At 64.6% G+C, this 18,801-nt stretch carries 17 protein-coding genes; 9 read left to right on the plus strand and 8 right to left on the minus strand.

Going from position 1 to position 18,801, the window contains the following annotated elements:
- Positions 1 to 134 precede the first annotated feature (134 nt).
- Entirely contained in the window at positions 135 to 1,637 is a 1,503-nt protein-coding gene (locus M2320_RS08570; RefSeq protein ID WP_264596910.1) for a malonate--CoA ligase, read from the plus strand.
- 141 nt (positions 1,638 to 1,778) lie between these two features.
- Positions 1,779 to 2,324: a GNAT family N-acetyltransferase gene (locus tag M2320_RS08575; protein WP_264596911.1), complete on the plus strand. Its 546-nt coding sequence runs from the start codon at positions 1,779 to 1,781 to the stop codon at positions 2,322 to 2,324.
- A gap of 932 nt (positions 2,325 to 3,256) precedes the next feature.
- Here M2320_RS08575 and M2320_RS08580 read toward each other — a convergent pair.
- Together M2320_RS08580 and M2320_RS08585 are read right to left on the minus strand one after the other, a co-directional pair.
- Positions 3,257 to 4,120, minus strand: coding sequence for an aldose 1-epimerase family protein (locus M2320_RS08580; protein WP_264596912.1), 864 nt, complete (start codon positions 4,118 to 4,120; stop codon positions 3,257 to 3,259).
- On the minus strand, positions 4,095 to 5,324 hold the full coding sequence (locus M2320_RS08585) for a cation:proton antiporter (RefSeq protein WP_264596913.1): 1,230 nt from the start codon (positions 5,322 to 5,324) through the stop codon (positions 4,095 to 4,097). The genes M2320_RS08580 and M2320_RS08585 overlap by 26 nt, the downstream gene beginning before the upstream one ends.
- A 164-nt stretch (positions 5,325 to 5,488) precedes the next feature.
- Here M2320_RS08585 and M2320_RS08590 point away from each other — a divergent pair, with 164 nt between their 5' ends.
- Together M2320_RS08590 and M2320_RS08595 are read left to right on the plus strand one after the other, a co-directional pair.
- Positions 5,489 to 6,880, plus strand: coding sequence for a GntP family permease (locus M2320_RS08590; protein WP_184430472.1), 1,392 nt, complete (start codon positions 5,489 to 5,491; stop codon positions 6,878 to 6,880).
- Between the two features lie 69 nt (positions 6,881 to 6,949).
- Positions 6,950 to 8,404, plus strand: a complete 1,455-nt coding sequence (locus M2320_RS08595; protein ID WP_264596914.1) for a serine protease — start codon at positions 6,950 to 6,952, stop codon at positions 8,402 to 8,404.
- Position 8,405: 1 nt separating this feature from the next.
- On the opposite strand, the gene M2320_RS08600 is transcribed toward M2320_RS08595, so the two are convergent.
- The 4 genes from M2320_RS08600 to pxpB form a co-directional block, all read right to left on the minus strand.
- Complete coding sequence (locus tag M2320_RS08600; protein WP_264596915.1) at positions 8,406 to 9,725, minus strand: DUF2252 domain-containing protein; 1,320 nt, start codon at positions 9,723 to 9,725, stop codon at positions 8,406 to 8,408.
- A 29-nt stretch (positions 9,726 to 9,754) separates the two neighbouring features.
- Entirely contained in the window at positions 9,755 to 10,543 is a 789-nt protein-coding gene (locus M2320_RS08605) for a LamB/YcsF family protein (RefSeq protein ID WP_264596916.1), read from the minus strand.
- 193 nt (positions 10,544 to 10,736) lie between these two features.
- A complete protein-coding gene (locus M2320_RS08610; RefSeq protein ID WP_264596917.1) occupies positions 10,737 to 11,720 on the minus strand; it encodes a biotin-dependent carboxyltransferase family protein in 984 nt (327 codons plus the stop codon).
- Positions 11,708 to 12,391: a 5-oxoprolinase subunit PxpB gene (gene pxpB, locus M2320_RS08615; protein WP_264596918.1), complete on the minus strand. Its 684-nt coding sequence runs from the start codon at positions 12,389 to 12,391 to the stop codon at positions 11,708 to 11,710. Before pxpB ends, M2320_RS08610 begins: the two co-directional genes overlap by 13 nt.
- Before the next feature lie 87 nt (positions 12,392 to 12,478).
- On the opposite strand from pxpB, the gene M2320_RS08620 reads away from it, so the two are divergent.
- Entirely contained in the window at positions 12,479 to 13,903 is a 1,425-nt protein-coding gene (locus M2320_RS08620) for a sensor histidine kinase (protein ID WP_264596919.1), read from the plus strand.
- Entirely contained in the window at positions 13,900 to 14,583 is a 684-nt protein-coding gene (locus M2320_RS08625; protein ID WP_264596920.1) for a response regulator transcription factor, read from the plus strand. Before M2320_RS08620 ends, M2320_RS08625 begins: the two co-directional genes overlap by 4 nt.
- On the opposite strand, the gene M2320_RS08630 is transcribed toward M2320_RS08625, so the two are convergent.
- Positions 14,540 to 15,235 (minus strand): cytochrome b, encoded by a 696-nt coding sequence (locus M2320_RS08630; protein WP_184430464.1) that lies wholly within the window; start codon positions 15,233 to 15,235, stop codon positions 14,540 to 14,542. The genes M2320_RS08625 and M2320_RS08630 overlap by 44 nt on opposite strands.
- Positions 15,236 to 15,447: 212 nt before the next feature.
- Here M2320_RS08630 and pqqA point away from each other — a divergent pair, with 212 nt between their 5' ends.
- From pqqA to M2320_RS08640, 3 genes are all read left to right on the plus strand, one after another.
- The gene (pqqA, locus tag M2320_RS23365) at positions 15,448 to 15,525 is read left to right on the plus strand and encodes a pyrroloquinoline quinone precursor peptide PqqA (RefSeq protein ID WP_104469644.1); all 78 of its coding nucleotides are present in this window, start codon (positions 15,448 to 15,450) and stop codon (positions 15,523 to 15,525) included.
- A 91-nt stretch (positions 15,526 to 15,616) separates the two neighbouring features.
- A complete protein-coding gene (locus tag M2320_RS08635) occupies positions 15,617 to 16,180 on the plus strand; it encodes a sel1 repeat family protein (protein WP_264596921.1) in 564 nt (187 codons plus the stop codon).
- A 50-nt stretch (positions 16,181 to 16,230) separates the two neighbouring features.
- Complete coding sequence (locus M2320_RS08640) at positions 16,231 to 16,761, plus strand: tetratricopeptide repeat protein (RefSeq protein ID WP_264596922.1); 531 nt, start codon at positions 16,231 to 16,233, stop codon at positions 16,759 to 16,761.
- Positions 16,762 to 16,774: 13 nt separating this feature from the next.
- Here M2320_RS08640 and M2320_RS08645 read toward each other — a convergent pair whose 3' ends face one another.
- A complete protein-coding gene (locus M2320_RS08645; protein ID WP_264596923.1) occupies positions 16,775 to 18,715 on the minus strand; it encodes an FG-GAP-like repeat-containing protein in 1,941 nt (646 codons plus the stop codon).
- Positions 18,716 to 18,801 lie beyond the last annotated feature (86 nt).

The following is an 18,801-nucleotide window of genomic DNA, read 5'->3' on the forward strand; positions in this document are numbered from 1 at the left end:
CAAGCCGCTGCTTAAGCGGCTCAAGACTGGACAAAGGCGCCGCCTCTCGCCAAGGACGAAGCCTGCCATGCCGGCGTGGATGGCCGGGACAAGCCCGGCCATGACGGGCTGAATGTTCGAGGGTAACGACCGAAATGAACTACCTCTTCGACCTCATCGCGGGCAAAATCGCCGACTCCTCCAAAACCTTCATCGAGACGGAAACCGGCGCAAAAATCACCTACGGCCAAATGCTGTCGGCCAGCGCGCGCTACGCCAATGCGCTGGTGGCGGCGGGCGTCGAGCCCGGCGACCGCGTCGCCGTGCAGATGGAGAAATCGCCGGCCGTCCTGTTCATCTATCTCGCCTGCCTGCGCGCCGGCGCGATTTTCCTGCCGCTTAACACCGCCTACACCCCGCACGAAGTCGGCTATTTTCTCGGCGATGCCCGGCCCAAAGTTTTTGTTTGCGATCCCGCCTGGGCCGAGGCGCACGCGCCAGCCGCCAAAGAAGCCGGGGCGCTGATCCTCACCCATGGCGTCGGCATGGAGGGCGAGCTTTTTGAGCGCGCCAAAGCCAGCCCCGAAACCTTCGCCAATGTGGCGCGCGACAAAAATGATCTGGCGGCGATCCTGTACACGTCCGGCACGACGGGGCGCTCCAAGGGGGCCATGCTCAGCCACGACAATCTCGCCTCGAACACACTCACGCTCGTCGATTATTGGCGCTTTACGTCCGACGATATTTTGGTCCACGCCCTGCCCGTCTATCACACCCACGGCCTGTTCGTGGCGACCAATTGCGTGCTGCTGTCCTTTGCCAGCATGATCTTCTTGCCCAAATTCTCCGCGCCGCAGGTCTTGCAAACCCTGCCCCGCGCGACGGTTTTGATGGGCGTGCCCACTTTTTACACCCGCCTACTAGAAGAACCCGGGCTCACCCGCGAGGCCTGCCAAAACATGCGGCTGTTCGTCTCCGGTTCGGCGCCGTTGCTGGCCGAGACCCATCGCGCCTTCCGCGAAAAAACCGGCCACGCCATTCTCGAACGCTATGGCATGACCGAAACCAATATGAACACCTCAAACCCCTATGACGGCGACCGCGTCGCCGGCACGGTGGGTTTTCCGCTCCCCGGGGTTTCGCTGCGCGTGGTCGATCCCGACACCGGCGAGGACGTTTCGGACGGCGAGATCGGCATGATCGAGGTGAAGGGTCCGAACGTTTTTCGCGGCTATTGGCAAATGCCGGAAAAGACCGCGGCCGAGTTCCGGCCGGACGGATTTTTCATCACCGGCGATCTCGGGCGCATCGACGAAAACGGCTATGTCCACATTGTCGGGCGCGGCAAGGATTTGATCATTTCCGGCGGCCTCAACATCTATCCCAAGGAGGTCGAGGGCGAGATCGATTCTTTGGCCGGCGTGGTCGAAAGCGCGGTGATCGGCCTGCCCGACGCCGATTTTGGCGAGGCGGTGGTGGCCGTGGTGGTGCGCGAAAAAGGCGCCGCGCTCACCGAGGACGATATTCGCGCCGCGCTCGCCGGACGTCTGGCGAAATTCAAGCAGCCCAAGCGCATCTGCTTCGTCGACGCCCTGCCCCGCAACACGATGGGCAAGGTGCAGAAAAACATCTTGCGCGAGGCGTACGCCAAGGGGTGAAGGTTTCAGGCTTGGCGATGCGGGGGAGTAACGGCTATCGGCTTGAGCATCCTGACGGCGTCGGCCAACGATCCTTGGTATGTTGGCCGCCATTCGTGACCCGCTCTGCTCGTTTGCAGGGGGATGTGATAGTAGCGAAAAATGACCGACGACCAGATCACACTCGTGGAGGCCCAACCCGGCGACTTCCCCGCATTCAAGAAAGAGCTGCAGAGTGCCTTTGCTGTGGCCGTCGTTGACGAATTTGGAGAACTCCCAGACGGCCCGATACCGACCGACGCCGATCTCGACGGCGCCATGAGCGCGCCGGACGCCGTGGTGCTCCGCATCCTGTCCGCAGGCCGACCAGTCGGCGGGGCCGTGCTGTCCATCGATCCGGAGACACATCAAAATTCGCTTGGCCTGTTCTTCCTCTCTCCCACAGAGCACGGTCGTGGTCTCGGGCATAAGGCTTGGCTGGCGATCGAACGCCGTTACCCCGAGACGCTGGTCTGGACCACGCACACCCCGTATTTCGAGAAGCGGAACATCCACTTCTACGTGAACAAGTGTGGTTTCAAGATTGTGACGTTTTACAACGCCCGCCATCCGGACCCGCACGCGCCTGGCGCGAACGAATTCCCAGGCGGCGATGAGGGCTTTGGTTTCGAGAAGGTCATGAAAGTCGGGAGGGATTGTCGCCGGTAACTGCGGTCAGCTTCCGACCCGTGTCGATCAGGCGCCAATCGTCGCCTATGTCCGCAAACCTGCGCCAAGCCGAATTTGCCAACGGCGTTCGTGGAAGACCGCAAACCGCCGATTTTAGACGCAGGCGCGTGGTCTTTGTTTGGCGCCGCCCTGATGGCTCGTTGGGGCGCATTTTTTGGAAATTTCTATTCCTGGTTGAAATGAAGGCGCGCAAAATCGCGCAAAACTGATGCATTTGTAAAAAAACACGCGATTTCCGACGAAAACTGCGCAGTTTTCTCGCATGCACGCGATGGGTTGTGTAAGCCGCGCCGGGAGCGGACGGGGTTGGCCTTATCGCCCCTTGGCGTGGCCGGCGAATACTTTGCCCTTTAAGACAACGACTTGAGAGAGCGACTCGCCTCAATGCCGTCGTTTCACGTGAAACAAAACATGAACATCCTTTCGCCACATTGGCGGAAAAGCCGAAATTCGCGGTTTTCACTTTTTACAAAATGCCGATTTTTCGGGATTGCCCGCGTTGGCTGCGCGACTCTGCGCTCGCGGGCTCATCACCATGAAGATTTTTAGTCGATTCCGACCCCTCCTGCTGAGGCGACGCGGCCGGCGCTTTGGACCAACGCCGGAATCCCCCCAACCCTCTCCCCGCTCACGGCACGGCTGTCCGGGGAAACAATCTTGATTGTGTTTGCCAGCGCGATTTCAAACGAAAAACGTCATGCTCGGGCTTCCACGCCAGCCCGCCGGGGAAAAACCTACGGCAGTTCGCATTGCGGCGCCGCGTGGATGGCCGGGACAAGCCCGGCCATGACGACAGAGAGTTGGATCGCAATGCGGACATTTGCGTATCTGTGGAACGAACAACTTTCCCCGGACAGCCGCGCGCTCTCGGGGAGAGGGAGCGCGCGCCCCGCTTGGCCGCGTCCCCGCTGCTAAAATTTTATCGCGATGTCCATGACAAAGCGGCGGCTCTCCCCCGGCGCCAGCGTCACAACGCCGGGGCGCTCACAAAATTCTCCGTCGAAATCGAGTGGAGCGGCAAAACCCTGCCAGGGCTCCAGGCATAAAAACGGCGCGCCGGGCTTGGTCCACAGGCCGAAATGCGGCAGGCCGGGAAAAGACACCGCGACTTCGGGGCCGCCGGGCGGGCCGAAGGCGACGCGGCGGCTCTGCAAAGAATCGAAAATCAGCGCGCCCGCCTCGAACAGGCCGGGCTCCAGCGCCAGCAGGCCCGAAGCCGCCGGATTTGCAAATTCTTGCGGGTCGAGCAGGCCGTCGGTCAGCCGGCGGATCGGCGCGGGCTCCGGGCGCTCGAACCGGACCTCATGCGCGCCTTTGCCGCCCGGCAGCGGCCAGCGGAAGGCGGGGTGAAAACCGAGCGAAAACGGCATCGGCTTGTCGTCTTCATTCGCCACCATCGCCGCCACATTCAGCGTCGCGCCGGCCAGCGCATAGGCGACATCCAGCCGGAAGGCGAAGGGGTAGCTGACAAGCGTCTCCCCGCTCGCGCTCAGGCGCAGCACGACGCGGTCGGGGCCGGCCTCCACCACCGCAAATGTCGCGCGCCTAGCAAAACCGTGCTGCGGCAGCGGGAAAAGCCGGCCGTCCACGCGGATATGGTCGCCTTTGGCGCGGCCGACCATAGGAAACAGCAGGGGCGCGCGACCGCTCCACCACGAGGGATCGCCATCATGCAGCCAATCGGCGCCGGTTGCGTCCTGCAGGCGGACAAGTTCCGCGCCGAGCGCAAAAATCTCGGCGCGCAAAAAATCATTGGTGAGCGTGATCCTCGTCATGCTTGCCTCCCAAAAACCCGAGTTTTCGAAGCACGGGCGGCATGGTCAGGCCCTGCACGACGATCGAGAAGGCGACGACAAAGAACGTCACCAGCACGATTTCGTCGCGCAGCGGCACGCGGCTTGGCAGCGACAGCACCAAGGCCAGCGCCAGCGCGCCGCGCAACCCGCCCCACCACAGAACGAATTGCTCGCCCTGGCTGATCCGCCAGCGCGAGCGCGAAAACAGCGCGGACAGCGGATAGACGGCGACGGCGCGGGCGAAAAGCGTGATGGCGAGCACGCCGGCATATTCCGTCCAGGGATAATGCGCATAGCTGGACCCGGCGACGCGCGCGCCGATCAGCAGGAACACCATGGAGTTCGCGAGGAAGGCGGCGAAATCCCAGAAATCCGTCATGAACTCCCGGCCTTTTTCGGTGAGGAAATCGCCCTTTTCGCTCGCGGGTCGGAAATTGCCGATGATTAGGCCCGCCGTCACCGCCGCCAGCACGCCGGAATCGTGAAAATGTTCGGCGAGCAGGAAGGAGCCATAGGCGGCCAGCATGGTGAGCGTCAGTTCGACCAGATGCTCGCTGGTGCCGCGCGCGGCAAAAATCACGGCGACGCCAAAGCCCGCGCCGATCAGCGCGCCGCCGCCGACGATTCGGAACAGCTCCCAGCTCATTTGCGCGCCAGTCAAACCGTCGGCGCCGGCGAGCGCAAAAGCCAGCGCCAACGCGAACAGGACGGCGGCGGCCGCGTCGTTGAGCAGGCTTTCCGCCTCGACCAACACGCGCAACCGGCCATGCACGCCATTGTCCTTGAACATGGCGATGATCGCCACGGGATCGGTGGCGGAGATCAGCGCGCCGAACACCAGGGCCGCCGCGAGCGGCCAGCCCATGAGATAATGGACCGCCGCCGCCACCACCGCCATGGCCGCGACGGTGCCGAACACCGCCAGCGACAGGATCGGCGCGAGATCGCGCCGCAGATCGCGCCAGCGCAGCGCCAGCGCCGCCTCAAACAGCAGCGGCGGCAGAATCAGATAGTACAGCAGCTCCGACGTCAGCGGCGGCAGGCGTCGCGTTCCCGACCAGGCCAGGAGTCCGCCGACCAGAACGAGGCCGATCGTGTAGGGCAGACGCAGCCGCCGCGCCAGCATGGCGACCATCATCGCAATGGCCAGCATGCCCATGACTTGTTGAAGTGTTTCGCTCATGCCCGCCTTCTGCCACGGCGGCGCCGCGATCTCAACGCCGCGCGCCATGATGCGAAAGGATAGCGCTGAACCGATCGGCTTCCCGTGCGCAAAGCGGCATTTCTGCGTTAAAGTCGCGGCAATTCAAAGTTCGCGCCCAGAATCCGGCGTGGGGGAGGTTTCGCATGAGTTTTGTTGTCGCCCTTGGGGCGCTGATATTCCTGATGATTGTCGCCTATCGCGGCTTCTCGGTGATCCTGTTCGCCCCCGTCGCCGCCATGGGCGCGGTGCTGCTCACCGATCCCGCCGCCGTGCCCGCCGCCTTTTCCGGCGTGTTCATGGAGCGCATGGTCGGGTTCATCCGCGATTACTTCCCGGTCTTCCTGCTGGGCGCGGTGTTCGGCAAGCTGATCGAAATGTCGGGTTTTTCCAAGAGCATCGTCTCGGCGGTGACCTCGCTGCTTGGTCCGCGATTCACCATCGTCTCGATCGTGCTGGTCGGCGCCATCCTCACCTATGGCGGCGTGTCGCTGTTCGTGGTCGTCTTCGCCGTCTATCCCTTCGCCGCCGAAATGTTCCGGCAGCACGACATCCCGAAGCGGCTGATTCCCGGAACCATTGCGCTCGGCGCCTTTTCCTTCACCATGGATTCGCTGCCGGGCACGCCGCAGATCCAGAACATCATCCCCACCACCTATTTCAAGACCACCGCCTTCGCCGCGCCGGCGCTCGGCACGCTCGGCGGCCTGTTCATCTTCGTCGTCGGCATCGCCTATCTGGAATGGCGCCGCTTCGCCGCGCTGAAAGCCGGCGAAGGCTATGGCGAGGGGCACATCAACGAACCCGCGCCGCTCGCGCATGAAAAACTGGCGCCGGCCTGGCTCGCCATGCTGCCGCTCGTGCTGGTGTTCGGGCTGAACAAGCTGTTTACGACCCTGATCGCCGACAATTACGGCAAGACCTACGAGCTCAAGCTCGCCGCCATGGCCAAGCCGGTCACGGTCGCCGTCGACAAGCTCACCGCCGTCTGGTCGGTGGAGGCGGCGCTGATCGTCGGCATTCTTTCGGTGGTCGCGCTCGGCTGGACGCAGGTGCGCAAAAACTTTGCCGAAGGCGGGAAAACGGCGGTGTCGGGCGCCCTGCTCGCCTCGATGAACACCGCCTCCGAATATGGTTTCGGCGCGGTGATCGCCACCCTGCCCGGCTTCATCGTCATTCGCGACGCGCTGGCGGCCATCCCCAATCCGCTGGTCAACGAAGCCGTGACGGTGACCTCGCTCGCCGGCATCACCGGTTCGGCGTCCGGCGGCATGTCGATCGCGCTGGCCGCCATGTCCGACCAGTTCATCGCCGCCGCCAACGCCGCCGGCATTCCAATGGCGGTGCTGCACCGCGTGGCGTCGATGGCTTCCGGCGGCATGGACACCCTGCCCCACAATGGCGCGGTGATCACGCTGCTGGCGGTGACCGGCCTCACCCATCGCCAGAGCTACAAGGACATTTTTGCCGTCACCGTCATCAAAACCACCGCCGTCTTCGTGGTGATCGGCATTTACTACGCGACCGGACTGGTTTGACCTGATCGTTGACTCGCTTTCCGGCCAAAAGCATAGTTTCGGCGCGTCCTCGCGCCGGAACTTTTTGATATGCGTATATTGAGTTCATTGCGGCTTCTGCTCGCAGCCGGCGCGCTTTTCGCGGCCGCGCCCGCCTTCGCCGACTTCGGCGCCGCGCAACGCAATTTCTCCGCCGCCCCCCTGAACGAGCGGCTGCTGATCCAGACCTTTTTGATCGGCGCCGGCTATCTCAATGGCGTGCCTTCAGGCGACTTCAGCAAGCGGCAATATGAGGGCGTGCAAAATTTTCAGGCCGAAAACGGTTTTCGCGCCGATGGCGACCTCACCGCTGCGCAAATCGACGCTTTGATCGAGCTGGCGCGCCCGTGGTTCCAGAGCTGGGGTTTTCGCAAAATCTTCCATCCCAGCCGCAACATTCCCCTGTGGGTTCCGGTCGGACTCGGCCTGCGCGACTCGCGCGAGGATGCGGGGCTCAAATTCGACGACCCCAGCCGGCGCATCTCCATCACCTTCGCCAGTTTTTCCTCAACCCCGATCCCCGCCGCCTTCGCGCTGATGACGCGGCTTTACGAAGAAAAGCGCGCGCATATCCATTACAAGGTGATGAAGGACGGCTGGTTTGTCCTCTCGGCCTCGACGCCCGACGGCGTCGACCATTATCTGCGCTACCATCAGGACGGGCGCGCCGCCACCGGCTTCACCCTGATGTGGAACAACGCCAATGGCAATGTCCATGGCGAACGGATCGCCATACTGATGTCGGGGGGCCTGTGGGCGACCATGACCGGCGCGCCCGCCGTCGATCTTCCCAATCCCGCGCCCGTCCCGGCGCCCAAACCGGCCAACCCGCCGGCCGCGAGCGCCAAAGCCAGCCCGCCGGCGCGCGAGCCGGACAAGGACAGGATTTCGACGGGAACCGGCTTCTTCATCGCCGCCGACGGCCATTTCGTCACCTCGGCCCATGTGATCGCCGATTGCGCCTCGATCAAGGCCCGGTCGGACGACGGCGCCATTCTCGACGCCAAGCTGGTCGCGCGGGATGCGACCAACGACCTCGCTTTGCTCAAGGTCGACAAGACCGCCGCCAAGGCCGCGCACTTGCGCCCCTCGCTGCGGCTTGGCGAAAACGTCGCCGCCTTCGGCTTTCCCCATGCCGACATTCTCGCGACCTCGGGCAATTTCACCCTCGGAAATGTCACGGCGCTGAGCGGGCTTGGCGACGACAGCCGCTTCGCCCAGATTTCGACGCCGGTTCAAGCCGGCAATTCGGGCGGCCCGCTGCTCGACCGCGACGGCAATGTCGTCGGCGTCGTCGCCATGAAGCTCAATGCGCTGAAAGTGGCGTCGGAGGGCGGCGACCTCCCCCAAAACGTCAATTTCGCGGTCAAGGCGACCATGCTGGTCAATTTCCTCGACGCCAACCGCATTCAATATCTGACGCCGGTTGCGGCGGAAAAGCCGCTCGACCCCGCCGATCTCGCCGACCGCGCCAAATCCATGTCAGTTTTCGTCGTCTGCAAATAGCTCAGCTTTTGATCAGCGCCGCGTGGTCGATCGCGTTGCGCTTGGCATAGGCGAGGGCGAAATCGGCGATGGCCTCGTCGAAGGCGCCGCTGTCGCCCATATAGCCGGCGAGCAACGCCGGATCGGCGGAGCGGGCGTGGGCGCGGGCGAGCGTGCGGCCGCACAATCTGGCGTAATCGCTCAAGCCCTCGGCCTCAGCGATTTCGCTCACCGAGCCCAGCCTGCGGTTTTTCAGCACGCGCACGTAATAATGCCGCTCCGCCGGATCGTGCTCGGTCCATCCCAGAAAAATGTCGCTCGCCGCCTGCATCATGCGCTGGCCCTCGACCACGCGCTGGCCCTGGTGGCCGGCGAAGGCGGGGGCGAGCGCCTCCAGCACCGACGGCCCTGCCTCCTTGACTTGCAGGAACAGCGGCGCGCCGTCGCCGTTCTGGAACAGGCCGACATAGCAGCATGTGCCAACGGAGCCGACGCCCACCGCCTTGAACACGCAATCCTTTAGCGCGTATCGCTCGAGCAGAACGCGGCGTTCCGGCGGCAGCGCCGCGCCATAGCGTTCGAAACCGATTTTTGGATCGAACGCCCGTCCGGCCTCGCTGTCGGGCTTGAAGTGGAACAGGCGCGGCGGTTTGTCGACGATGCCGTCGCCCTTCGCCAGTTTGGGGAAATTGTCGTCGCGATCGAGCCCGGCGCCGCGCGCGGCGGCGGTGATCGCCGTCAGCTTGCGGCGCAGGTCGGCGTCCGCGAAATTTTCCGCCTCCTGTTCAAGATCAATGCGGCTGTGCCAGACCTCCAGGGGCGATTTTTGCGACAGCAAAGCGATGCGCTTGCGATAGGCGCGCACCGCCGCGCCGGCGATGTCGTGGCGGGTCGATTTGGAGGTGCCCAACGCCTCCCCGGCGACGACGAAGCTGACGGCGAGGCGCTTGAGATCGACGGTGAAATCCACGCCCGGCAGGGTCTCGTCGAAATCGTTGATGTCGAAGAGGATATTGTCCTCGGGGCTGACGAAGGCGCCGAAATTCATCAGGTGGCAATCGCCGCAGGCCTGCACCGGAATGCCAGCCATCGCCTGATATTGCAGATCATGCGCCATCACCGCCGCCGCGCCGCGCAGATAGGCGAAGGGGTCGGCGCTCATCAGCTCGCGGCGCAGCCCGACCAGCGACGGCAGCCGGCGCGCGTTTTGCTGCTCGAGAATGGCGTTGGCGTCGCGCTGGAAGGGACCGACGACGAGGCCATGGGCGGCGCGCGGCGTCTGCTTGCGCAAGGCCTTGCCCTGCTCGATCTTTTTTGCGCGCGATGTGACTGCTGGGCTCATGGCGTCCCCCCCCAAAAAGCCGCGCGAGCTTATGCGGACGCAGGAGTCGAGGCAAACAGGGCCGGCAGAGGCGCGAGGACAAAATTTTCGGCCAGCCGCGCCTTCAGCAGGCGCGCGGTGGCGATCGCCTCCGGCCCATCGCCATGCACGCAAATTGAATGGATCGGCGTGGGAAGGAATTTGCCTGACCGGCTTTTCAGCCCGCCCGCGGCGAGCATGGCTTCGACATGCGCCAGGCTTTGTTGCGGATCGTGCAGCACCGCGCCCGCCTCCCCGCGCGGCGTCAGCTGTCCGTCATCCTCGTAAGCGCGGTCGGCGTAGATTTCGAGCGCGACACACATTTTTTCTCGCGCGCCCGCTTCCGCCAGCGCCGACAGCGCCGGGGCGAGCAAGATCATTCGCGGGTCGTAAGCCGCGACGGCGCGGGCGATGGCGCCGGCCAGCTCGGCATTGCGGCAGGCCTCGTTGCTGAGCGCGCCGTGCGGTTTGACATGGGTGACCCGCGCCCCGTTCGCGCGGGCAAACCCGTCGAGCGCGCCGAGCTGATAGAGCACAAAAGCTTCGACCTCCTCCGCCGAGCATTTGAGCGCACGGCGGCCAAAACCCTGGAGGTCGGGATACGAGGGATGCGCGCCGAGGCTCACCCCCGCTTGCAGCGCCGCCCTGACGGTATTTTGCATCACGAGGGGATCGCCGGCGTGAAAGCCGCAAGCGATATTGGCGGATTGCACGAGTTGCAACAGCGCAGGATCGTCGCCCATGCGCCACGCGCCAAAACTTTCGCCGAGATCGGCGTTGAGGTTGAGGGGGGCTGTCATAGAGCGGCGCGCCGCCCGCCACGAAAACCGTCATGCCCGGGCTTGTCCCGGGCATCCACGCCGACCCGCGAGGAATTTTTCGGGGACAGTTCGCATGGCGGCGCCGCGTGGATGGCCGGGACAAGCCCGGCCATGACGCGCTGGAGATGGATTGATCGGACAACGACCCGCGCGCGTGCGCTACGCGCAGCCGCTACGCCCCCGAAATCGCGCCGCTGATCAGGTTTTCGCTCCACAGTTTGTCCTCGTCGAAACCGAACGTCGCCAGCGCTTGGCGCCATTTCTCGAAAGCCGCGCGCTGCTCCGCCCGCGCCCGCGCGGCTTCGGCGAGATCGACGGCGCGAAAGCTCAATTCTTCGCCCGGCAGGACGTGCGCCAAACGGTCGAGATCGGCTGATATCACGCAGCCGATCTTGGCATAGCCGCCGGAAGTCTGTCCATCCGCGCGCAAGACGATCGGCTGGCCGTCGCCGGGAATTTGGATCGCGCCCGGCGTGACGCCGTCGCTGACAATGTTCGCGCTCTTCTCGTGGGTGAGGCGCGGCCCCGCGAGGCGCAGGCCCATGCGGTCGCTCTCCGGCCGCACCGTCCAGCGCGATGCCGTAAACGTTGCAAACGTCTCCGGCGAAAAAGCCTCGGCCTGCGGCCCCGGAATGAAGCGCACCGGCCCCTCGCCGCTCCCGAGCGGCGGCGCCGCCAAATCCGCGCCCTCCGCTGGCGCGCAGGTCAAAATGTCGCCGCGCCCGAGGGGGCCGCCCAGACCGGCGCGGGCGTAGGTCGAGCGGCTGCCGAGCCGCGCCGGCGCGTCAAGCCCGCCGGAAAAACCGATAGAACCGGGCGGGCGCAAAAGTTTGAGCGCGAGGCGGTCGCCGGTGTGAAGCGTCAGGCCGCGCCAGGAGTCGATTTTCTTCTCGTCGCCGTCGCGAAACAGCACGCCCGAAAACGCGCCGGCGAGCCCGAGTCGCAACGGCCCCTGCTCCACCCGAAGCACCGGCGCGGCAAGCAGGACTTCGAGTACGGCCGCCGGCTCCGGCGCGCCCGCCAGAATGTTGGCGGCGATGCGCAAACGCTGGTCCAAGGCGCCGGACACGGGCACGCCGAGTTTGCGAAATCCCGTGCGGCCGCTGTCCTGAATGGAGACGCCGAGGCCCGGATGTTCGACGATCAGCCGCGCCATTGCGCCTCCAGGGCCAAGAATTCGCCCACACCAACGAGGCGCCAGCGCACGCGGTCGCCGGGAGCGAGGCGCGTCGGCGTTTTCGCGTCTGCGTCAAACATTTGCAGCGGGGTGCGGCCGACGAGGCGCCAGCCTCCGGGGCTGGCGAACGGGTAAGCGGCGCACATGCCGTCGGCGACGGCGACCGACCGCTCCGGCACGATTTTGCGCGGTGTCGCAAGGCGCGGCGCATCCAAGAATTTTGGCAGGCCGCCGAGATAGGCGAAGCCCGGCAGGAAGCCGAGCATGTAGACCTCGAAGGTGACTTTGGAAAAAGCCTCCAGCCAGTCGCGCGCGGTCATGCCATTGCGCGCGGCGGTTTCAAAAAGGTCGGGGGCGAACTCGCCCTCGGCGCAGAACGGCAGTTCATGCACGCGCCCCGTGTGCGAAAAATCCGGGGTTGAGGCGAGCCGCAGGCACAAAGCGTTCAGTTCGTCGAAAGACAGCGCGTCCGGGTCGTACCAGAGCGTGACGGAGGCGAAGGCCGGCGCCCATTCGCGCAAGCCCTTTGGGCGCGCGGCGTCGAGCACGGCGCAAAAGGCGTGGGCGCGAGCGTTGAGCGCAAGGTCGATCGCCTCGCCGAAGCGAAGCGTCGCCGCCTCGTCTCCCAGAGGCAGGAGGACAGGTGTCATGGCGCAAACATCTTCCAAGGTCCGGGTTTTTTCCAGCGCCGTTTTGTGCTGCGCTCAAAGTCTGGAGGAAGCGAGTTGAAACTGGGCATGGGTTCGCGCAGCGGCTGGATCGCGACGGCGCGCACGGCGCTGCTGTTCGCGCTGCCGCTGATGCTGGCCGCCCTGCTCGGCGCGCAGGCGCTCGACGCCGATTATCTGGTGCTGCGCGAAAAAGCCCGGCGCGAGACCGAGCGCGTCGCCGATGCCTTTTCCGGCGCCGCCGTCAACGAGGTCACCGAACTCGCCGCCTTCGCCAATCTCAACATCGAAAAGGCTTTGCGCGATCCCAATCCCGACCCGACGCTGTGGCGGGTGATCTACACCTATGATCTCGGCCTGCTGGTGCTCAAGCGGCGCGGCGACCGCGTGCTGTTTCCGCCGGAAGATCCCCTCGCCATGCCGAAAATGTGGGAGGAAAAGCTGCGCGCGCTCAGCGCCGTCGCCGACCTGCTGCGCGACGGCGATTTCGTCAACGGCTGGTTTCCCAATATCGCCGGCGAATATTATTTTGAGTGCCGCCGCAAAGGTTTGGGGGCCGAGCGCGAGGAAAACTGCCTGGCGCTGTCGAGCACGCAAATCTTTCCCACCCTGTTCGGCGTGCTAGATGAATTCGCCGCCGTGACCCCCGGCTGGGCGTTTCGGCTGCGCGATCCCTTCGACCGCATCGTCTGGAGCAAGGGAAAGGGCGAAACATTCGAATCCTTCACCCAGGGCGGCGCGCTGCATGGCTGGGTGGTGGAACTCTCCGGCGCGCCCAACGCAAGGCGCGGCGCCTTGGGGCGGCTGGCGCTGGCCACGCCGCTGGCGCTTGTGTGGCTGCTGCTGGTGTTCCAGGCGCGGCGCGCGCAAAATGCGCAGGCTGAGGAAAGCGCGGCGCGCATGACCCTGCTCACGCAATTGTCCCACGACCTGCGCACGCCGCTCGCCAATCTGAAACTTTATGCCGAACTGATCCGGCGCAAGGGGGATAGTCCCGAGCTCAGCCGCTATTGCGCGGTGTTGACCGACGAGATCGACCGGCTCGACGCGCTCGCCGGCGCGACCCTTTCGCAAGGCGCGGCGCCGGTTCAATACAAAATGGAGGTCGCCGACCCCGGCGAACTCGCGCGGGAGATCGTGGCGCGTTACCAAAGCCTGCTCGCCGCCTCCGGCTGCGCCTGCGCGGTGACGAGCGCCGTGCAGGGCGAGCGCCGCTTCGCCACCAGCGCCTTCGAGCGCATCCTGATCAATCTCATCGACAACGCCCGCAAATATGCGCCGGGACGGATCGAGGTCGCGGTCGGCGAGAGCGGCGGCCTGCTGCATCTGAGCGTGCGCGACCATGGCGGCGGTTCGCCCAAGGCGCCTAAGTCGCATGGCGTCGGCCTGTCGATCGTGCGTGAACTGGCGCGGGCCAATGGCGGCGGTTTTGCGCTGTCGCAGGCGCATCCAGGCTCCTGCGCCCAGGCGACGCTAAAAATGGAACTTGCATGAAGATTTTGATCGCCGAGGACGATCCCAATCTGCGCGCCGGCCTCACCGACCTGCTGGCGCTGGAAAATCTCGATTGTATCGTCGCCGAGGACGGCGAGGCCGCCTGGACCGCCTTTGTCGAACAAAAACCCGCTTTGTGCCTGTTCGACGTGATGATGCCGCGCCTCGACGGCCTCGCTCTGTGCCGGCGCATCCGCGAGCGGGACGCCGCCACGCCGATCCTGTTGCTGTCGGCCAAGGGCGCGGAAATCGATCGCGTGGTGGGGCTGGAAATCGGCGCCGACGATTATATCGCAAAGCCCTTTTCGGCGCGGGAGCTGGTGGCGCGGATCAAGGCGGCGCTGCGCCGCGTCAAGGCGCCCGCGCCATCAACGCCCGAAAAGCTGTTTCGCATGGGCGATCTCGCCATCGATCCCGACGCTTTGCGCGCCACGCGCGGCGGCGGCGGCATTGATCTCGCGCCGCGCGAACTCGCCGTGTTGCAGGCGCTTTACGCGCGAAAAGGCAAGGCGGTGTCGCGCGACGAGCTTTTCGATCTCGCCTGGGGGCGCGGCTACATGCCCAACAGCCGGGCGCTCGACCAATATGTGTCATCGCTGCGCAAAAAGATCGAGCTGGACCCGGCGAGACCGCGAATCATTCAGACGGTTCATGGGGTTGGGTATCGGTACGAGGAGTGACGCTCAACGGGCGGCGCCAGCCCATATCGACTTTTGCGGGCATGGGGTGGCGCCCGTGTTCCTCTCCTTGCGGCGGCAGCATGCGGTCCAGCACGCCATCGCGGCGCATGATCACATGCCAGAGCGCTGCGCCGACATGCAGCAGCACCAGCGCGTAAAGCACCCATTGCAACACGCCGACATGGACGAAAAAGGCCGCGTGTTCCGCCGCCTCGTCCTTGGTCGCGGAGATCGGCAAATTGAAGAGGCCGAAGAATGAAATCGGATGGGCGCCGGCCGCCGACATCATATAGCCGGAGATCGGCATGACGATCAGCAGCAGATAGAGCAACATATGCGAGGCGACGGACGCGCTCCGGTCCCAGCGCGAAAGCCTCGCCGCAAGCGGCGGCGCGGGATGACGGCCGCGCCAGACGATGCGGACGATCACGAGCGCGAAAATGGTGATGCCGAAGGATTTATGCAGGGTGAACAGCAGGCCGCGCGTCGGCGCGTCGTCGGGCATGTTGGTCATCACCCAGGCCAGCGCCAGCGTGATGAAAATCAGCGCTGCGGTGATCCAGTGCAGAGCCTGCGCCGGCGCATTGTAGCGCGCGCCGGCGGCAGGCTGCGCCTGTGCGCGAACATCTGAATTGCTTGAGGTTTCGCTCATCCAGTCCCCCATTTGCGCCAATGACGCGCGGCGATGCGGGCGGTTCCGAACCGGCGCGCAACGCGGGGCTAAATTCCGCCTTCCGCCTGACAAAAATCTTACAAATTCCTTCCGGACGCATGACCCTTTTGCGCCGCCCGCCGTTTACAAGAGAGCATAGGCCGGGATGAACAAGGTCTTGGCCATAAAGCAAAAATCTTGGGAGTTACGCGATGACCTGGACTGTTCCGGAAGCTTGCGAAGTCTGCGTCGGCATGGAAGTCACCAGCTATATGTCGGCTGAAATCTGAGCCTTTTCGCCATTCCTCCAGTGGCGGCGCCCGGTCATCGCGAGATGGTCCGGGCGTTTGTTTTTGTGCGAAGATGTTTTGTGGAGGCTGCATGTCGTTGAGGTTTGCTTTGGCCGCGGCGCTGTTCGCCGCGAGTTCGCCGCTCGCCGCCGCCCCCGTGGGCGAAACCGTCGCCGACGAGGTGGGAGTTCTCAATCCCGAAGAATTGACCGTGCAATATTGGGCGGCGCGGGCCGAGGAGGGCCGCTTCGACCCGGGCATGTGCATGTATGGCTATCCCATCGCCAAAATGGGCTGGCATGAGCCGGCGCGCAAAATCTTTGAGCGCTGCGCGCAGAACGGCAATCCCTACGCCATGCCCTGGGCGGCCTGGACCGAGGAGAACGGCTACGACCGCCCCTCCAACCCCGTCGCCGCCGCCGAATGGGACCGCAAACTCGCGGAGACCGGCTCGGCGCTGGGCCAATTGAATTACGGCCTCGACGTGCTGCGCGGCCATGGCGCGCCCCGCGACCCCGCGCTCGGCAAGGCGCTGGTGGACCGCGCCGCCGCTGCGGGCGAACCCACGGCCAAGGCCTTGCAGGCCGCCGATTATGACCCCGAAGCGGTGACGCCGACCGCCGACCTCGCCCACTATCGCCAGCCGCAATTCTAGCGCATAGTGTCTATCGGCGCTAAAAATGCCCTTGCGTCAAGGAGTTATGAATGCGGATCGCTCTCGTGCTCTCGCTCTGCCTCGCTGGCGCCGCTCATGCGGAAGAGATGGGCGAACTCAACCCCAACCAGTTGAGCGTCGACTATTATGTCGGCAAGGCGGGCGCCGAAAAACTCGATCCGCATGTGTGCGCCTATGGCGTGTTCATGGACAAGACCGGCCAGCACGAGGAGGCGCGCAAGATCTTTGAACGCTGCGCCAATGAGGGCAATGATCTCGCCATGCCCTGGATGTCCTATATGGAGGAAAACGGCTTTGAGCGGCCGTCGAACCCGGTGGCGGCGGCGGACTGGGACCGGCGGCTGGCGGATCGCGGCTCCTCGCTCGGCGCGTTCAACTATGGCCTCGACCTGCTGCGCGGCCATGGCGTGGCGCGCGACGAAAAGCGGGGACGCGCGATGATCGACCGCGCGGCGGCCGGCGGCGACGTCACCGCCAAAGAGCTGATCGCCAACGGCTATGACCCTGAGTCCGTGACCCCGGGCGCGGATCGCGCGCGCTATCGCCAGCCGCAGTTCTGAAATCGCCGCGCTCTCAGGCGAACGAACTGGTCGAGGTGGTCCAATTGGTGGCCGCGGATTCCACGCGGAACCCGGAATAATCGCCGTTTTTCATCAGCCAGTCGCAGACGGTTCCCGCTGTGTTGCGCCACATGATGTCGCTGGTTCCGTCGCCATTAAAGTCGCCGACGGCGATCACGGTCCAATCGTTGGCGATGTCATGGGTGGCGCCCGACCCGGCATATTGGCCGTTTCTCATCAGCCAGGTGGCGACGGTCCCGGCATTGTTGCGCCAGAGAATATCGGCCGTCCCGTCGCCGTTGAAATCGCCCATGCCGACCACGCGCCAATCGTTGGACACGTCGAAGCCCAGACCGGAGCCGGCATATTGGCCGTTCCGCATCAGCCAATCCGTGGTGTAGCCCGCGCTGTTGCGCCACAGCACGTCGGTCGTCCCGTCGCCGTTGAAGTCGCCGGTTCCGAGCACGCTCCAGCCGTTGGCGACATCGAATGTGAATCCCGTTGCGGCATATTGACCGTTGCGCATCAGCCAGTCCGTGGTCAGGCCGGCGCTGTTGCGCCAGAGCACGTCGGTGGTCCCGTCGCCGTTGAAATCGCCCATGCCGACCACGCGCCAGTCAGTGGACACGGCGAATCCCAGGCCGGAGCTGGCGTATTGTCCGTTCCTCATCAGCCAGGCCGTGGTGTAGCCGGCGCTGTTGCGCCACAGCACGTCGGTCGTTCCGTCGCCGTTGAAATCGCCCATGCCGAGCACGCTCCAGTCGTTGGCGACGTGAGAGGTGGCGCCGGAGGCGGAATATTGCCCGCTCTGCATCAGCCAGACGGTCACGTCCCCCTCGACGTTGCGCCACAGAACGTCCGAGACGCCATCGCCGTTGAAGTCGTTGCGCCCGTCGCCGATGAAGGCGCTTGGGGTTTGCGGCTGCTGCGCCGGTTGGGTGATGGTGAGGACGACGCCAACGGACGCGTTATTGGCCTCGTTGCTCTCGGGGACGGCATTGTTATAGTCGGCGATGACGCCGACATAATATGTGCCGGGCGCAATGCCGCTGGTGGAGAGCGTGATCGTGTGGGTGGGCGACGCATAGCCGCCGGCGATCGCCGCGACGCTGTCCGTGGCCAGCAGCGTGTCGGCTTTGGTGATGACGCTGTCGGTCGAGAGATAGACGCCCGAGGTCGAGGCGCCGGCGCTCCCTCCCCAATTGGCGACGATATACGAGACCTGAACGCTGCTCCCCTCCGCCACGGATGACGCGCTCAGCGTCGGCGCGCCGGATATGGCGAAGTCCGGCAGCGCGCCGCCACCCAGCGCATAGCCGTCCTGACTCACCCAGCTCTGGATCTGGCTCCAGACCGCCGGCGTCAATTGACAGGCCCAGCCCGAGGTCGAGCAAATGCCGACGACATCGTAGGAGCCGTTATAGTTCAACCAGAGGGGACCGCCGCTGTTTCCCGGCGAGGCGCTCAGCGTCCCGTAATCGAGCACGGCATAAGAGGGATCGGCCTGGGCCGTCCCGACCTGGTCGGTCTGCACGCCCCCGGCGTTGACGGGATAGCCGGTCATATGGGCGACGCCGCCTTGCCAATTCGTGAGCACGCCCATCCAGCTGGTGAACGTATAGCTTGTGTCGATGATGGCGTAATCTTTGGCGCTGTCCGCCTGACTCAACAAATCCGAGCCGGCTGAGCCGATGATGTTGTAATGATCTTTCCAACTTGTGCTGATGTATCCGGGGCCCGTGGCCGGATCCGAACCGGACCAGCCGGGATACAGATAAAAACTCTGGTCGGGCGTTTGGTCCGGGACGTCGAAAACGACGTGAGACGCCGTGAGAATGGTATGCGGACCAATGACCACGCCGCTGCCGATAAAGTAATAGCCGGGGTTTACCGGGTCCGGGCTCTCGATGAGCACGACGCAATTGTATGGAAATGTTGACGTAGAGTAACTCATGTCAATTTTCCGATGTATTTTGCGCGCGCCAGCGTGCGTTTCGTCAGACGTTATGGCGACTTTTTCTATGGTCACGCCAGGAGCGG

The organism is Rhodoblastus acidophilus (genome assembly GCF_025961575.1).
Taxonomy (GTDB): Bacteria; Pseudomonadota; Alphaproteobacteria; order Rhizobiales; family Beijerinckiaceae; genus Rhodoblastus; species Rhodoblastus acidophilus_C.

Excerpts from the sequence above, each read along its gene's own strand:
- M2320_RS08635 (WP_264596921.1), top strand. The coding sequence starts at position 15,617 with ATGTCGTTGAGGTTTGCTTTGGCCGCGGCGCTGTTCGCCGCGAGTTCG.
- M2320_RS08600 (WP_264596915.1), bottom strand. The coding sequence starts at position 9,725 with ATGAGCCCAGCAGTCACATCGCGCGCAAAAAAGATCGAGCAGGGCAAG.
- M2320_RS08575 (WP_264596911.1), top strand. The coding sequence starts at position 1,779 with ATGACCGACGACCAGATCACACTCGTGGAGGCCCAACCCGGCGACTTC.
- M2320_RS08625 (WP_264596920.1), top strand. The coding sequence starts at position 13,900 with ATGAAGATTTTGATCGCCGAGGACGATCCCAATCTGCGCGCCGGCCTC.
- M2320_RS08620 (WP_264596919.1), top strand. The coding sequence starts at position 12,479 with ATGGGTTCGCGCAGCGGCTGGATCGCGACGGCGCGCACGGCGCTGCTG.
- M2320_RS08605 (WP_264596916.1), bottom strand. The coding sequence starts at position 10,543 with ATGACAGCCCCCCTCAACCTCAACGCCGATCTCGGCGAAAGTTTTGGC.
- pxpB (WP_264596918.1), bottom strand. The coding sequence starts at position 12,391 with ATGACACCTGTCCTCCTGCCTCTGGGAGACGAGGCGGCGACGCTTCGC.
- M2320_RS08585 (WP_264596913.1), bottom strand. The coding sequence starts at position 5,324 with ATGAGCGAAACACTTCAACAAGTCATGGGCATGCTGGCCATTGCGATG.
- M2320_RS08640 (WP_264596922.1), top strand. The coding sequence starts at position 16,231 with ATGCGGATCGCTCTCGTGCTCTCGCTCTGCCTCGCTGGCGCCGCTCAT.
- M2320_RS08630 (WP_184430464.1), bottom strand. The coding sequence starts at position 15,235 with ATGAGCGAAACCTCAAGCAATTCAGATGTTCGCGCACAGGCGCAGCCT.
- M2320_RS08580 (WP_264596912.1), bottom strand. The coding sequence starts at position 4,120 with ATGACGAGGATCACGCTCACCAATGATTTTTTGCGCGCCGAGATTTTT.
- pqqA (WP_104469644.1), top strand. The coding sequence starts at position 15,448 with ATGACCTGGACTGTTCCGGAAGCTTGCGAAGTCTGCGTCGGCATGGAA.
- M2320_RS08590 (WP_184430472.1), top strand. The coding sequence starts at position 5,489 with ATGAGTTTTGTTGTCGCCCTTGGGGCGCTGATATTCCTGATGATTGTC.
- M2320_RS08570 (WP_264596910.1), top strand. The coding sequence starts at position 135 with ATGAACTACCTCTTCGACCTCATCGCGGGCAAAATCGCCGACTCCTCC.
- M2320_RS08645 (WP_264596923.1), bottom strand. The coding sequence starts at position 18,715 with ATGAGTTACTCTACGTCAACATTTCCATACAATTGCGTCGTGCTCATC.
- M2320_RS08610 (WP_264596917.1), bottom strand. The coding sequence starts at position 11,720 with ATGGCGCGGCTGATCGTCGAACATCCGGGCCTCGGCGTCTCCATTCAG.
- M2320_RS08595 (WP_264596914.1), top strand. The coding sequence starts at position 6,950 with ATGCGTATATTGAGTTCATTGCGGCTTCTGCTCGCAGCCGGCGCGCTT.